16 protein-coding genes are annotated in these 14,477 nt (G+C 72.6%); 3 read left to right on the top strand and 13 right to left on the bottom strand.

The features are described from left to right. Positions 1-122: 122 nt before the first annotated feature. The 3 genes from ACZ4TR_RS37635 to ACZ4TR_RS37625 all read right to left on the bottom strand — a co-directional run bounded on the left by ACZ4TR_RS37635 (position 123) and on the right by ACZ4TR_RS37625 (position 1,413). The gene (locus ACZ4TR_RS37635; protein ID WP_007030867.1) at positions 123-224 is read right to left on the bottom strand and encodes a 30S ribosomal protein bS22; all 102 of its coding nucleotides are present in this window, start codon (positions 222-224) and stop codon (positions 123-125) included. Positions 225-454: 230 nt separating this feature from the next. Beyond that, complete coding sequence (locus tag ACZ4TR_RS37630; RefSeq protein ID WP_013222402.1) at positions 455-670, bottom strand: helix-turn-helix domain-containing protein; 216 nt, start codon at positions 668-670, stop codon at positions 455-457. A gap of 182 nt (positions 671-852) precedes the next feature. Further along, the gene (locus ACZ4TR_RS37625; protein WP_465292877.1) at positions 853-1,413 is read right to left on the bottom strand and encodes a carboxymuconolactone decarboxylase family protein; all 561 of its coding nucleotides are present in this window, start codon (positions 1,411-1,413) and stop codon (positions 853-855) included. 40 nt (positions 1,414-1,453) lie between these two features. On the opposite strand from ACZ4TR_RS37625, the gene ACZ4TR_RS37620 reads away from it, so the two are divergent. Continuing rightward, complete coding sequence (locus ACZ4TR_RS37620) at positions 1,454-1,786, top strand: winged helix-turn-helix transcriptional regulator (protein ID WP_364525718.1); 333 nt, start codon at positions 1,454-1,456, stop codon at positions 1,784-1,786. Here ACZ4TR_RS37620 and proC read toward each other — a convergent pair. The 8 genes from proC to ACZ4TR_RS37580 all read right to left on the bottom strand — a co-directional run bounded on the left by proC (position 1,774) and on the right by ACZ4TR_RS37580 (position 10,684). Beyond that, a complete protein-coding gene (proC, locus tag ACZ4TR_RS37615) occupies positions 1,774-2,583 on the bottom strand; it encodes a pyrroline-5-carboxylate reductase (RefSeq protein WP_465292875.1) in 810 nt (269 codons plus the stop codon). The genes ACZ4TR_RS37620 and proC overlap by 13 nt on opposite strands. 390 nt (positions 2,584-2,973) lie before the next feature. After that, complete coding sequence (locus ACZ4TR_RS37610; RefSeq protein WP_465292873.1) at positions 2,974-3,801, bottom strand: thioesterase family protein; 828 nt, start codon at positions 3,799-3,801, stop codon at positions 2,974-2,976. Between the two features lie 132 nt (positions 3,802-3,933). Beyond that, positions 3,934-4,746, bottom strand: a complete 813-nt coding sequence (locus ACZ4TR_RS37605) for a sugar phosphate isomerase/epimerase family protein (protein WP_465292871.1) — start codon at positions 4,744-4,746, stop codon at positions 3,934-3,936. Between the two features lie 50 nt (positions 4,747-4,796). Next, positions 4,797-6,455, bottom strand: coding sequence for a hypothetical protein (locus tag ACZ4TR_RS37600; RefSeq protein ID WP_465292869.1), 1,659 nt, complete (start codon positions 6,453-6,455; stop codon positions 4,797-4,799). 157 nt (positions 6,456-6,612) lie between these two features. Beyond that, the gene (locus tag ACZ4TR_RS37595) at positions 6,613-7,596 is read right to left on the bottom strand and encodes a Ppx/GppA phosphatase family protein (protein WP_465292867.1); all 984 of its coding nucleotides are present in this window, start codon (positions 7,594-7,596) and stop codon (positions 6,613-6,615) included. Positions 7,597-7,741: 145 nt separating this feature from the next. Then, positions 7,742-8,431, bottom strand: coding sequence for a response regulator transcription factor (locus ACZ4TR_RS37590; RefSeq protein ID WP_364525706.1), 690 nt, complete (start codon positions 8,429-8,431; stop codon positions 7,742-7,744). Then, entirely contained in the window at positions 8,428-9,669 is a 1,242-nt protein-coding gene (locus ACZ4TR_RS37585) for a sensor histidine kinase (RefSeq protein WP_364525704.1), read from the bottom strand. The genes ACZ4TR_RS37590 and ACZ4TR_RS37585 overlap by 4 nt, the downstream gene beginning before the upstream one ends. A 145-nt stretch (positions 9,670-9,814) precedes the next feature. Then, on the bottom strand, positions 9,815-10,684 hold the full coding sequence (locus ACZ4TR_RS37580; protein WP_465292866.1) for an oxidoreductase: 870 nt from the start codon (positions 10,682-10,684) through the stop codon (positions 9,815-9,817). Between the two features lie 66 nt (positions 10,685-10,750). Between ACZ4TR_RS37580 and ACZ4TR_RS37575 the strand changes: the two genes are divergently transcribed. Then, complete coding sequence (locus ACZ4TR_RS37575) at positions 10,751-11,389, top strand: helix-turn-helix domain-containing protein (protein ID WP_364525700.1); 639 nt, start codon at positions 10,751-10,753, stop codon at positions 11,387-11,389. Further along, a complete protein-coding gene (locus ACZ4TR_RS37570; RefSeq protein ID WP_465292864.1) occupies positions 11,386-12,270 on the top strand; it encodes a hypothetical protein in 885 nt (294 codons plus the stop codon). Before ACZ4TR_RS37575 ends, ACZ4TR_RS37570 begins: the two co-directional genes overlap by 4 nt. Before the next feature lie 61 nt (positions 12,271-12,331). On the opposite strand, the gene ACZ4TR_RS37565 is transcribed toward ACZ4TR_RS37570, so the two are convergent. Continuing rightward, a complete protein-coding gene (locus ACZ4TR_RS37565) occupies positions 12,332-13,081 on the bottom strand; it encodes a phosphoglyceromutase (RefSeq protein WP_465292862.1) in 750 nt (249 codons plus the stop codon). A gap of 452 nt (positions 13,082-13,533) precedes the next feature. Beyond that, positions 13,534-14,412 (bottom strand): DUF4349 domain-containing protein, encoded by an 879-nt coding sequence (locus ACZ4TR_RS37560; protein ID WP_364525694.1) that lies wholly within the window; start codon positions 14,410-14,412, stop codon positions 13,534-13,536. Positions 14,413-14,477 lie beyond the last annotated feature (65 nt).

Genomic DNA, 14,477 nt, shown 5'->3' with positions numbered 1-14,477 from the left:
TGGCAACCTCTCTTCCTCAAAAAAACAAAAGAACGCCCAATCAAGGGGGGGGGGACCCAACCAACAACGTGAGTTCGCCCCGCAAAGGGCTTCGCCGCCCCACGACTACGCAAGGCTGGGTCTTACTTGCCGGCCTTACGACGCTGCACTCGCGTGCGGCGAAGCAGCTTGCGGTGCTTCTTCTTCGACATGCGCTTGCGGCGCTTCTTGATCACAGAGCCCATGGGCGCTCCTTAGGTCGTCGTCGGTCACGCTGCCCGGCGCAGCGTCCAACGGGTGGAGCGCACAGGCACGAGCGGTTTTCCAGGTTACCCGCCACGGTGTGCGGGCCGGTCGGCGGGCACGGTGTAGCGCTGCGCGCCGCTGGCCACGGCGTGCCCGGCGACCGGTTCAGCAGGCCTTTCGGGGGTCCGGGTGGCGGAGCCCCCCGGCCCGGAGCGAAGCTCCGGTTGTTTCAGCCCACGTCGTAATACGCACCCTGGAGGTACTCGTGCACTGCTTTCTCCGGCACCCGGAACGACTTGCCCACCCTGACGGCGGGCAGCTCTCCCGAATGCACGAGACGGTAGACGGTCATCTTGGAGACCCGCATCAGCGTGGCCACCTCGGCGACCGTCAGGAACTGGACCTGCCCGACTGCCGGCAGATCCTCCTTCTTGTTCGGCGACATGTTTACCGCGTCCTTCGACACGCGTCGCGCCACGAGGCTTCCCCACCTGTGGTACCGACACGCACGTGCTCTATCGAGAGTAGCGGGACTGGTGGGACTAATGCGACGCCTGTCACCGAGATGGGCTCCTACCAGCGCTAACGCATGAGCACCCGCGCGTGCAAGACCGCCGCAATCGCCCATTACGGCGATTCCGGGCGCGCAGAACCCGGTTCGAGGGGCAGCCGCAGGGCCCGGACGGTGAACGAAATGGCGTGGTACCAGCCGCAGACGAGCAGCAGGTCGAGCGCGCCGTCCTCCCCGGCCGCGGCCACCAGGTCCGCCCAGGCCTCGTCCGACAGGTCCGACGTCGCGTGCAGCTCGTCGACGGCCGCGAGCACCGCGCGGTCCTGCGGGGACCAGCAGCCGTCGGCCGGGCTCCCGCCGGCCAGCGAGCGGATCTGCTCGGCATCGAGGCCGGCCTTGGCGGCGAAGACGGCGACGTGCACCCCCCACTCGTAGGCGGCGCCGCACAGCGCCGTCGTCCGGTCGATGACCAGCTCACGCTGCCGGACGCTCAGCGCGGACTGCCGCGAGAAGTAGTAGCGGCCCCAGCTCGCGACACCGCGGGCGAGGCCGGGGCGGCGCGCCCAGACCCGGAACAGCTGCAGTGGCGGCCCGAGCTCGTCGAGCACCGCGCCGGTCTCGGCGTCGAACGGCGGCTCGAGGGGCGCGATCCGCGGCTGCTTCGATTTCAGAGGCACGTCCGGCACGCTAGCATCGAGCGCTTCGGAAAGGAAAGCAATGACGACTCCTCTGCCCGGCCGCCCGGTCCGCGGTTCGACGACCGGCCGCCCGATCATGGCGTTGCTCGACCTGCTGGGCCGGCGCTGGACCCTGCGGATCCTGTGGGAGCTGCGCGACGGCGCGAAGCCGACGTTCCGCGAGCTGCAGCAGCGGTGCGACGGCGTCTCGTCCAGCGTGCTGGCCACGCGGCTGCGCGAGCTGGGCGAAGCGGATTTAGCCGACCACGCCGGCGACGGCTACGCGCTCACCGAACAGGGGAAATCCCTGTTCGAGACGCTGATGCGGCTCGACGCCTGGGCCGCGGACTGGCGGCCCCGTCAGCCTTCGTGAGCCTTGCCCAGTGCCTCGGACCGGTCCTTCGCCGCCTCGATCGCATCGAGCAGCGCCGCCCGGACGCCGTGCTTCTCGAGCTCGCGGATCGCGTTGATGGTCGTGCCCGCCGGCGACGTCACGGCCTCGCGCAGCAGCACGGGGTGCTCGTCGGACTCGGCCAGCATCTTCGCCGCGCCGACGGCCGACTGGATGATCAGCTGCCCGGCCAGTGCCCGCGGCAGCCCCAGCAGGATGCCGGCGTCGATCATGGCTTCGACCAGGTAGAAGAAGTACGCCGGACCGGAGCCGGACAGCGCCGTGACGGCGTCCTGCTGCCCCTCGGGCACCTCGACGACCTGGCCGACGTGCGAGAGCAGGTCGCGCACGGTCGCGAGGTGGTCGGCGGTGGCCCAGCGGCCCGCGGAGATGGCGCTCATGGCCTCGTTGACCAGCATCGGGGTGTTCGGCATGACCCGCACGACGGGGACGCCCTCGGCCAGCCGCCGCTCGTACAGCGACGTCGGCAGCCCGGCGCACAGCGAAACGACCAGCGAAGACGGGTTCAGCAGCGGCGCGAGCTCGTCGAGCACCGGCTCGATGTCCTGCGGCTTCACGGCCACGACCAGGACATCGGCCTGCTTGGCGGCTTCCTCGACCTCGACCCCGCGGATGCCGTAGCGCGCGGTGAGCTCTTCGACGCGCGCCGGGTACCGCTCGGTGAAGAGGAGATCGCCCGGCTCGTGGCCGCCGTGCAGCAGCCCCGAGAGCAACGCCTCGCCGATCTTCCCCGCACCCAGCACCGCGATGACCGTCATGCCGTAAAGCGTGCCAAACGCGCCTCAGCGGCCCGGTGCCGGGGCGAGACCCGGCCGCCTCGCCCGGCCACCCGTTCCGGCCGCGCGCCGTTCCCCGGCACCGCTCAGCCCGCGCGGCGCGGGGCCCGCTGCCTCGCCTGGCGCACCGCCGCCCCGGCCGATGCCGCAGCCGACCGAGACCCGACTCAGCCGCACGGTGCCGGGCGTAACCCAGCTCAGCCCGCGCGGCGCGAGCCCCCGCTGCCTTGTCTGACGCTTCACCGAACCGTCGCGGTACCGGAACCAACCGAGACCCGGCTCAGCCGCCCGGTGCCGGGGCGAGACCCAGCCGCGTCGCCCGGCCACCTGGTCCGGCCGCCCGCCGTTCCCCGGCACCGCTCGGGCTCGGGCTCAGCCGCCTGGCGCCGGGGCCAGGCCCAGCTGCCGGGCCTGGCACACCAGCCGCCCCTGGGAGTCGATCACCGTCGCGTCCGAGTCGAACCACGACTCGTGCACCGAGCGGGACTCCACCACCACCCGCAGCCACCCCGGGGCCGGGCGCGTGCGCAGCAGCGCCGTCAGCTGGACCGTCGGTGCCCAGCCGATGCGGCCGAGGTTCATCACCACCGGCGGGTTGACGTCGGACGCCAGGAGCGTGAAGAACGGGTCGACCAGGCTGTGGCGGGGGCGGACCCACAGCCGCATCCGGGGCGGCTCGTCGGTGCGCCCGGCCAGGTAGCCCGCGGTCGCCGGATCGAGGCGGACCTCGCAGCCCTTGGCCAGGTTGAACGGGCCCTCGGTGCTCTCGGCCATCGCGAGCGCGCCGGGTGACGGCTCGGCGGGCATCGACGGCACGTCCGTCCACTCCGGGCGCCGCATCGGCAGCCGCCCGGTCGTCACGCGCGCCTCGACGCAGCTGCGGCCGCGCTGCTCAAGCCGGACCTCGACGACCGTCGCACGGCGGCCGACCTTCCGGAGGTCCGTGCGCAGCAGCACCGGGCCGAGCGCGGGCGCGTGCAGGAACTCCGCGCTCACGACGAGCGGCTCCGCGTGCGGCTCACCCCGCTCGTGCAGCGCGGCGATCGCCGCCTTGGCCAGCAGGGCCAGCAGGAATCCCCCGTGCGGGTGCGAGCCGATGGCCCACTCCGCACGCAGCACCGCGGTGAAGGTGCCGTCCCCCAGCGACCGCGCCGCACTCGCCGTGTCGAAGGACACGGCGGTGCCGTCCGTTCCGCTCACGAACGCGCCGTGCCAACGCGGGAATCCGGCGAGGTGACGATCAGCGAGCGCGACGGTTTCACAGCCGGAACTTTACGTGTTCGGCCGCCGTAAATGGACCCGGGAGCAGTCGTGTCCGCCGGAAGTGCGCAGTTACTGCCCTAGGTGGAATCGCGCGAACAGCAATGCCTCCGCCAGATCCCGGACCCGCTGGGCGCCGGTCCCGGCGTGCCGGGTGTTGATCTCCAGCACGATCTGCCCGGCGAAACCGCTGCTGACCAGCTTCTCCAGGAGCTCGGCGCAGGGCTGGCCACCCCGCCCGGGCACCAGGTGCTCGTCCTTCGGGAGGCCGGTGCCGTCCGCCAGGTGGACGTGCGAGAGACCCTCCCCCATCCGCTGCGCCAGCGCGAGGGCGTCCATCCGGGCCGCCGCGGTGTGGGACAGGTCGAGCGTGTAGTGCCGGAAACCGACGTCCGTCGGGTCGATCGAGGGCCGGAACGCGGACACGCGCGAATTCTTCGAACCACCCGGCGGGCGCACCTTGAACATGTTCTCCACGGCGATTTCGATCCCGCTGGACTCCTCCAGCTCGTCGACGAGATCGCCGAACGCGTCGCCGTACCGGCGCTGCCACCGGAACGGCGGGTGCACGACGACGGTGCGCGCGCCGAGCTCGAGAGCGGCGTCGACGGACATCCGCAGCCGCACCACGGGGTCGGGTGACCAGATCCGCTGGGTGATCAGCAGCGACGGCGAGTGGATGGACAGCACGGGCACCCCGGTGCGGCGCGACCACCGGCGCAGGGCGCTGACGTCCTGGCTGACCGGGTCGGCCCAGACCATCACCTCGACGCCGTCGTACCCGAGCTCGGCGGCGAGCTCGAAGGCGGTCCCGGCCTTGAGGGGCCACACGGACGCCGTGCTGAGCCCGACGGGGACCGGCTTCTCGTCTGTCACGCGCGCCATCCTGCCTCGTCACCGAACGCGGCCGAAGGGCACCTTCGTCACGTGTGACGTCAGCGGCCGACGAGCAGCAACGCCGCCGGGGACACCGTCACGACCAGGCCGACCAGCACCGCCAGCACCGTGGTCTGCAGGTCCTCGGCCCGGCGGATCTTCCGCACGATCCAGACCAGCGCGACCACCACCAGCAGCGCCGCCACCAGGGCGGCCGCGGGGATGTTCACCCACAGCCAGTTGAAGCCCAGCCACACGGCCGCGCCGCCGACGACACCCATCGCCAGCTGGCCGGCCAGCGCCAGCCACGCCTTGCCGGGCGAGGTCACGGGCTCCGGCTCGGCGATCGCCTCCGGCGCGTCGTCGTACTCGTCGTCCTCGTAGCCTTCGCCCTGCTCGTAGGCGTAGTCGTCCTGCTCGAAGTCCGGGCCGTCGGCCGGGTAGCCGTCGGCGAACTCGCGCTCGTAGGGCTCGAGGTCGTCCGGGATCGGCGCGCGCGAGGCGCGGTCGCCGGGCGCGAACGGCATCGGCGGCGGGTACGTGCCGGTCGGCGGGCCGGCGTCGTAGGCGGCCTGGTAGCCGCTGCTTTCCGGCGCGAAGTCCTCGGGCTCGAAGTCGTCGTCGGGGTAGCCGTCGGCCGGAGCGTCGGTGGGCACCACCGGCATGACGCCGATCTCGGTGTCCTCCAGCTGCTCCTTCTGCCGGCGCTTGCGCCAGTTCGCGAGCCCGCCCGGCGACGACGGCTCCGGGCCGTCGGGCTTCTTCTTGCCCGGCGCCGGGGCGGGCGGCAGCGGCGGCTCGCCGGCCACCGCGTCGAACTGCTCGGTGTACGCCTCCTGCTGCGGCTGCGGACGGCGCGCCGGGCCCCGGCGCGGGCGCCCGGGGGCGGCCGGCGGCGTCGAGAACGTGCCACTGGCCATCGGGCCCGGCGGGACGTCGATGTCGGCGTCCGGGGTGCCGTTGAGGCCGTCGAGCCGGGCCGACAGCGGGCCGCCGGAGGGCGGGGGCGTCGGCAGCTGCTGGGACGGCTGCGGCGGCGGGGTCGGCAGCTGCTGCGAAGGCTGGGGAGCCGGCGGCGGGCGGCGGCGCACCGGCGGGACGGCCGCGCGGGTCTCCTCGGCCGCGGCCGCGGGCGGCGGCGGAGTGGGCAGCTGCTGGGACGGCTGGGGGGTCGGCGGCGGCTGACGCCGGGGCGCGCGCGGCGGCACGGGCACCTGCGCGGACTCCTGCGGCGGCCGCGCCGGTGGGTTCGCGAACTGGCCGGACTCCTGGGGCGGCCGGGAGAACTGGCCCGACTGCTGCGGCGGCGCCGGGGGGCGCTGGTACTGGCTGGACTCGGCGCCACCGGGGGCGGGCCGGGCCGGGGGCGGCGGGACCGGCCGCGGCAGCGGCTGGGAGTCCTGCGGGACCGCGCGGGGTGCGGGCGGCGGCGGGGACGGCGGCTCGGCGCGGCGCCGTCCGGCGGGCCGGTTCGGCGGCGGAGGTGTGCCCTCGCCGGCGACCCGGTCGATGATCGCCTGCGGGCCGGTGTCGGACACCCCCGGGCGCCGGTGGGAGCCGGTCGCGCCGGGCGGGGAGTCCGGGGTGGCGGGCTCGTCGTCGTCCTCGGCCGCGCGCCGCCGGCGACGGCGGTTGCCGCCGTCGACCTGGGCACCGTGCTGGGCGAGCAGCTCAGCCACGGTCTTCTGCGGCTGGTCGCCTCCGGTCTGGTCCGTCATACCTGGTCGTCCCCTGCGCGCTCCGGCTCCTCGGCACTCGGCGATGCGGTAAACGACGGCACGCCGGCGGCGCCGCGCGCGCTGAACGCCGACCTCTGCATGTCCGTCACCTCTCCACCGTGCCCGTTAACCTTCCGGGAAGTCCAGCCGCCTGCTTTCACCGGTCCTCCTGTGCGCCGAAGCGCCCCACGAGGGCGGCTCCGGTTTCGTCCGCGCCGTTGGAATGGTCCAGCCGCCGCAGGATGACACCTTCTCGCAGAGCCCACGGGCAGATCTCGAGTTCCGGCAATCCGAGCGCCCGCATCGTGGCCTGCGCGACGAGGGCGCCCGCCACCAGCTGGTGCGACCGGCCCGAGCTGACGCCCTCGAGCTGGGCGAGGTCGGCCGACGGCATCCGCGAGATGAAGGCCAGGAGCTGGCGCAGTGCGGTGTCCGTGAGCGTACGTCGGACGCGCGGGCCCGCCGCCGAGGGGGCGGCGCCGGTCAGCCGGGCGAGTGACCGGAACGTCTTCGACGTCGCCACGACCCGATCGGGTTCACCCCATTTGGCGACCTTCCGCGCCAGCTCGGTGAGCTGGTCGTCGAGCCAGGCCGACGTCGCGACGAGCTCGGAGCGCGTCGGCGGGTCGTGCTTGAAGCGGGTGCGCGTGGTGCGGCCCGCGCCCAGCGGCAGCGACTCGGCCAGGACGGGCTCTTCGTCGCGGCCCATCGCGATCTCCAGCGAGCCACCACCGATGTCGAGCACGAGCAGCTGGCCGGCCGACCAGCCGTACCACCGGCGGACGGCGAGGAAGGTGAGCCGGGCTTCGTCGGTGCCGGAGAGGACCCGCAGGTCGACGCCGGTCTTGTCGGCGACGCGGGCGAGGACCTTCGCGGAGTTCTTCGCTTCGCGGACCGCGGATGTGGCGAAGGCCATGACTTCTTCGCAGCCGAGCCGCGCGGCGGCGTCCTTGGCGGATTCGACGGCCGTCACGAGGTCGTCGGCGCCGGCCTTGCTGAGCTCGCCGCCGGGGGTGATCTGCTCGGCCAGGCGGAGCACGGACTTCTCGGAATGCATCGGCGTCGGGTGGGCGCCACGGTGGGCATCGACCACGAGCAGGTGGACGGTGTTGGAACCGACGTCGAGTACCCCTAGGCGCACGGGGGTCCAGGGTACCGGGCCCAGCGCCGGGTCTCGAACATGTAACCAACAACACTCGGTCCGGCCAAGGCCGCACTTTCGTGGGGAAAGTGTTGTGGAGGGGGTTCCTCCGCAACACTTTCCCCACGAAAGTGGCGCTGGGGGCCTACGTCTCGAACTTGTAACCCAGGCCGCGGACCGTCACCAGGTGGCGCGGGGAGCCCGGGTCCGGCTCGATCTTCGAGCGCAGGCGCTTCACGTGGACGTCCAGGGTCTTCGTGTCGCCGACGTAGTCCGCGCCCCACACTCGGTCGATCAGCTGCCCGCGCGTGAGCACCCGGCCGACGTTGCGGAGCAGGTACTCCAGCAGGTCGAACTCCTTGAGCGGCAACGACACCTCGGCACCGTCCACGGTCACCACGTGCCGCTCGACGTCCATCCGGACCGGACCCGCCGAGAGCACCAGCGGGGCCAGCTCGCCCTCCGAGCCCGGCTCGCCGCCGCGGCGCAGCACCGCCCGGACCCGCGCGATCAGCTCCCGCGCCGAGTAGGGCTTCGTCACGTAGTCGTCCGCGCCCAGCTCCAGGCCGACGACCTTGTCGATCTCGCTGTCGCGCGCGGTCACCATGATCACCGGCACGGCCGAGCGCTGGCGCAGCTGCTTGCAGACGTCGGTGCCGCTCATCCCGGGCAGCATGACGTCGAGCAGCACGATGTCGGCGCCGTTGCGGTCGAACTCCTCCAGCGCCGCCTGGCCGGTGCCGGCCACGGCCGCGGTGAACCCTTCCTTGCGCAGCAGGAAGGCGAGGGGGTCGGCGAACGACTCCTCGTCCTCGACGATGAGAACCCTGGTCACAGGTTTCCTCCATGATCTGGGCTGTCCTGCCCGGTAACCACGAGCCTCGGGGTGCGCTCGGGGGTCTTCTCCTGCCGTGGTGCCGGCGAGGTCTTGGTGGCCCGCGCCGGCTCGGGGGCCGGGTCGGGGCGGACGTGCGCGGGGATGCGCAGCGTGAACGTCGAGCCGGTGCCGGGCCGGCTCCACAGTCCGACCGAGCCGCCGTGGTTGGCCGCGACGTGCTTGACGATCGCCAGGCCCAGCCCGGTGCCGCCGGTGGCGCGCGAGCGAGCCCTGTCGGCGCGGTAGAAGCGCTCGAACACGCGCTGCTGCTCGTCCTCGGCGATGCCGATCCCCCGGTCGGTGACGGCGACCTCGACCATCCCGTCGGCGAGCCGGCGCGAGATCGACACCGGGCTGCCGGCCGGCGAGTACGCGACGGCGTTCTCCAGCAGGTTCGACAGCGCGGTGACCAGCAGCGTCCGGTCGCCCTCGATGAGCAGGCCGCTCGGGGTGTCGGTGGTGATCCGGATGTCGGCGGACTCGGCCGAGAGCGTCGTCCGGCCGAGCGCTTCGCGGACGACGGCGTCGATCTCGACGACGTTGAGGTCCGGCAGCCGTTCGGCGCCCTGCAGCCGCGAAAGCGCGATCAGCTCGGTGACGAGCCGGCCGAGCCGGGTGGACTCGCGCAGGATCTTGCCGCCGAAGCGGCGGACCTCCTCGACGTCCTCGGCGGCGTCGAGCACGGCCTCGGTGAGCAGCGCGATCGCGCCGACCGGGGTCTTGAGCTCGTGGCTGACGTTGGCGACAAAGTCGCGGCGCACGGCCTCCAGGCGGATGGCCTCGGAGTGGTCGACGGCCTCGACGACGGTGAAGCCGTCGCCGAGCGGCCGGACCTGGCCGAGCACCGCCTCCGGCTGGCGGCCGCGCGCTTCGAGCGGCGAGAGGTCGATCTCCATCGGCTCGTCGGTCTCGGCGACCTGCTCGGCGGCCTTGCGGGCCCGCGGGTCGGCCTGGTTGACCCGCACCAGGCCCAGCTCGTAGGCACGGGGGTTGTGCAGCACCATGTCGCCGAACCGGTTGAGCACGACGACGCCGTTGTGCGACGACCGGACCAGCCGTTCCAGGAGCTCCGCGACGGTCGGGCCCGGCGGCCGGGCCACTTCGCGCCGGCTTCGCGCCCGCGCGACGAGGTAGCCGACCACCGCACCGGCCACCAGGGTTCCGATGGCCAGTGCGAGTGAAACAGGCGTGGTCACAGGCCGATCGTAAGCTGAGAAGTGGTCCTTCGGCCTAGCGTTGTCCGCCTTGTCGTGAGCACCGCGACACCTGGGAAGGACATGTTCGCCGCCGCTTCAGCCGGCGTTCACCCGATCGATTCCCCGGCGAGACATTCCGGGTGAATCACGCATCACCGTCGAGAGTCTTCAGGTCCTCCTCGGTGAGCCGCAAGGCCGCCGCGGCGACGTTCTGCTCGAGGTGCGCGACATCGCCGGTGCCCGGGATGGCGAGCACGTGCGGTCCTTGGTGGAGGGTCCACGCGAGCCGCACCTGGGCCGGGGTGGCGTCGTGCCGGCGCGCGACCTCGGCGACGCGGGCGTCCTCGCCCGCCCCGCTCGCGACGGCGAAGAACGGCACGAAGGCGATCCCGCGTTCGGCGCACATCCGGACGAGCTCGTCGTCCTCCCGCCGCGCGGTGAGGCCGTACTGGTTCTGGACGCAGACGACCGGCGCGATCTCGAGCGCCTCGGTCAGGTGGTGCGGCGCGACGTTCGAGATGCCCAGCTCGCGGATCAGCCCCTCCTGCCGCAGCTCGGCGAGCGCGCCGAAGCCGTCGGCGAGCGAGCCTTCCCCGCGGTCGAGGCCCTCGCCGATCCGGTAGTTGGCGACGTCGAGGTGGTCGAGGCCCAGCTCGCGGAGGTTCTCTTCGACCTGGGCCCGCAGCTGGTCCGGCCGGGCGGTGTAGAACGCGCCGGTGAAGTCGCGGCCCGGGCCGACCTTGGTGGTGATCGTCAGGCCGTCGTACGGCGCGAGGGCGCGGTTGATCAGCTCGTTCGCCGAGCGCGGGCCGGCGAAGTAGAACACGGCGGTGTCGATGTGGTTCACGCCGAGCTCGACGGCGCGGCGGAGCACGGCGATCGACGTCTCGCGGGCGCGGATGCCGCCGTCCGAAGTGGACATCAGGCGCATGGCGCCGAAGCCGAGCCGGTTGACTTCGAAGGAGCCGAGCTGCCAGGTGCCCGCCGCGGCGGCGGGAAGGGTGTTCGTGGTCATGGCTCCAGCCTCGCGATCCGGCGCGAGCGGCGCCGGGAATGGCATTTAGCTGCCAGAATGGAATGCGTGGAGAGAGTCAGCGACGTCGTCGTGGTGCGCGGTGAAGCCGAGCTGTTCGAGCGGACGGCCCACCTGTTCGCGGCCGCGACGGAGGTCTCGTGCGCGGCGCGCGACCTGCACACGTGGTCGGTGGCGCACCCGACCGCGCCCGAGCGGGAGCAGGCCGTGCGCGACACGAACGTGCGCAAGATGTACCTGCCCGGCGTCCTGTTCGACCCGGCACTGGCGGAGCACCTGCGGTTCATGGCCACGCACGGCGCGCGCATCCGCATCACGGAGCGCGAGGTCAACGAGACGATCCTGCTGGACCGGCGGATCGCGATCGTGGCCGGCGACAACGTCGGGGGCGTCCGCAGCTACACCGTCGTCAGCAGCCCGGAGCTGGTTCAGGGCATCCAGTCGCTGTACGAAGCGGCCTGGGCGGGCGCCACCGACCTCGAGTCCTACCAGGCCCGGTTCACCGAACTGGGCGCGCGCGAGATCCTCGATCAGCTGGCGTCCGGCTGCAAGGACGAGACGGCGGCCCGCACCCTCGGCGTGGGCCTGCGGACCTACCGGCGGCGGGTGGCGGAGCTGATGGAGATCCTCGGCGCGTCGTCGCGGTTCCAGGCCGGGGCGCGGGCCCGCGAAGCCGGGCTCCTGTGAAGCGAGCGCTGCTGGCGCTGGTCCTGGTGACCTCGGCGTGCTCCTCGGCGGTTTCCGGCACGGCCACGCCGATCCCGGGCGCGGAGAACCTCGCGGTGATCGACGCCCCGGCGACGGCGGCCGCGCTCGGCGCCGTGAAGACCGCGGCCGAAGCCGTCTTCAGCTACGACTCCACCGACAAGGCCGCCTTCGACCGCACCGCCGAGACGTACCTCACCGGCGCCGCGAAGACGCAGTACACCGCCCTGTTCCAGGAGGTCCGGACCAACCCGCAGCCGGTGCACCTGACCACGCGGGTGCTGACGTCCGCGGCCCTGGAGCTCGCCGGGAACCGGGTGCGGGCGCTGACCGTGCTCGAACAGGTCAACGGCACGACGAAGGGCCTGGCGACGGTCGCGTTCACCGCGCTCGCGGCCGGCGGGCGCTGGCGCCTGTCGGACATCGCCGTCAGCCCGGCCCAGCCGCCGCCCGCGCCGCACCCCGACGACGGCAGCGCGGCGGGCCTGCGCGACTCGGCGCTGGCGGGGGCGCGGGCGGCCGTGACGGCGCTGGCGTCGTCGGACAGCGCCGATCCGGAAGGCAGTTACGCGCGGGCCGAAGCCGTCGCCGCCGAGCCCTTGCTGACCCAGTACCGGACGCGGAAGGCCGCGTACATCGACGGGATCCGCAAGGGCGGCGGGCGGTCGGCCGTCCCGCCGGACCTGATGACCGGGGTGACCACGGTGACCGCCGACAAGGCGACCGTGCTGGTCTACGTGAACGTGCAGGTGACGGACGCGGCGGGCCAGGCGTCCGTCAAGCCGGTGACGGCGACGCTCGACCTCGTCCGCGCGGACGGCCGCTGGAAGGCGTCCGGCCTCCGGTCCGTCACGGGGTCCTGAAAGCCGTGAATGTCGCATTGAGGGACTCAGAGTCCCTCAATGCGACATTCACGGACTTGCGTCAGCGGCCCTGGTTGGCGACCGCGGCGGCGGCTTCCTTGGCGGCCTCGGGGTCGAGGTACTCGCCGCCCGCCTTGACCGGCTTCAGGTCGGTCGTGAGGTCGTAGCGCAGCGGGATGCCGGTCGGGATGTTGAGTCCGGCGATGTCGGCGTCGGAGATCCCGTCGAGGTGCTTGACCAGCGCGCGCAGCGAGTTACCGTGCGCGGCGACCAGCACGGTCTTGCCCGCGCGCAGGTCCGGCACGATCTCGGACTCCCAGTACGGCAGCAGCCGCTCGACGACGTCCTTGAGGCACTCGGTCAGCGGCGCGTCGTCGCCGAGGTTCGCGTACCGCGCGTCGCCCGCCTGGCTCCACTCGTCCTTCGGGTCGATCGCCGGCGGCGGGGTGTCGTACGAGCGGCGCCAGAGCATGAACTGCTCCTCGCCGAACTCGTCGAGGGTCTGCTTCTTGTTCTTGCCCTGCAGCGCGCCGTAGTGGCGCTCGTTGAGGCGCCAGTCGCGCTTCACCGGGATCCAGTGCCGGTCGGCGGCGTCCAGCGCGATGTTCGCGGTGGAGATCGCCCGGCGCAGCAGCGAGGTGTGCACCACGTCCGGCAGCAGCCCGGAGTCCGACAGCAACTGCCCGCCCAGGCGCGCTTCGCCCTCGCCCTGCTCCGACAGCGGCACGTCCACCCAGCCGGTGAACAGGTTTTCCGCGTTCCACGTGCTCTGCCCGTGGCGGAGCAGCACCAACGTCCCAATCTCGGCCATGGGGAACAGCCTGCCAGACCGGACCACTCGATCGACCGGTGACCTCGCGTCCTACCCAGAGTGTGTTACCGCGAAGTAACACCTCACTCTCCGACAAGTCCGAGTGCCAACAACGCGCAAATTCCGGGCATCAGACTGCACACCGTTATCGTCGCGGCCGAAGTTCACCTGAACGGACTAGTGAGTAGTCTTGTGATTACAGGTCGAGATCTGACAGGTTGGCTTACGTCCCGAGCGGCCGGATTCCACGCACTCCCCGGCCGGTTTCGGGCTTCGACCGCGGCTCGTCTCCCCCCTGCCGAGCCGCGGCCCGCCCGGCCCCGTTGGCACCCCCCTCGTCACCGGGTCCTGATCGGCGGGAACTTCAGCGGGGCGGCTCGAGATCGCGACTCCCCCCTCCCTCGAGCCGTCCCGCCTGTTCCGCTTCCCTTCCGGAGCGCCGGCGCGCGACCTCACACCTCGGCAGGCCCCGGCTCCGGCTTCACCGGGCGGCGACGGCGGTTCAGCCGCCAGCCCAGCCACCCCAGCGGCACCACGATCAGCAGGAACGGCGCGACCGCGCCCAGCACCGTCAGCAGTCCCCCGCCGAAGGTCAGGAACGCGTCCCAGCCGCCGGCCAGCCCGCCGAGGAACCCGCTGCGGTCCTCCTGCGGCGCCGGTGCCGGCGCCGCCACGCTGCGGATGCTCATCGCCACCGTCGCCATCGCGACGCTGCCGGCCAGGGAGTTCCGCTGCTGTTCCAACGACTCGAGCGTCGACTCGCGGCTCGTCAGCTCACTCTCGATCGACGTGATGTCCGACACCGAAGTCGCCTGCGAGAGCAGCGCGCGGATCCGCTCGACCGACTTGCGCTGCGTCGCCAGCCGCGCTTCGACGTCGACGACCTGCTCGGTCACGTCCTGGGTGTTCAGCTCGCGCTTGACCAGCGAAGAGCCCAGGTGCGAAAGCTGGTCGAGTACCGGGTCGAGCTTGTCCGCGGGCACCGCCAGCGACAGCGTCGCCGAGGTCTCGCCCGTGGCCTCCTGCCCGGTGTAGCCGCCGGCGCCCAGCGCGATCCCGCGGGCCTCCGCGACGACGTCGACGACCTTGGTCGCCGTCAGCTCCAGCCGCGCGCTGCGCGAGAGCTTGCGATCGGTGGCGCCGGCCTGGGGCGGCGTCACCTTGGAATTCTGCTCGGGCTTCCCGGCGCCGGTGCCCTGCTGGGGCGCGGCGGGCACGCGCGCCGGCCCCGCACTGTCCGCCGTGGACGCTCCGTTTTCCGCCGCCGAGCAGCCGGCCAGCACGAACGCCACCGCCGTGATCGCGAGCGCCGCTCTCCATCGAGTCCGCATCCTGCGTCTCCCTCCAGTTTCGACTGGCGATGAGACGGATGTCCGGTTCAGGACCGTTGCACGGT

Source organism: Amycolatopsis sp. NPDC028719, assembly GCF_055565395.1.
The sequence above is the reverse complement of the archived record's forward strand: the minus strand, read 5'-3'. Positions and strand labels throughout refer to the sequence as shown.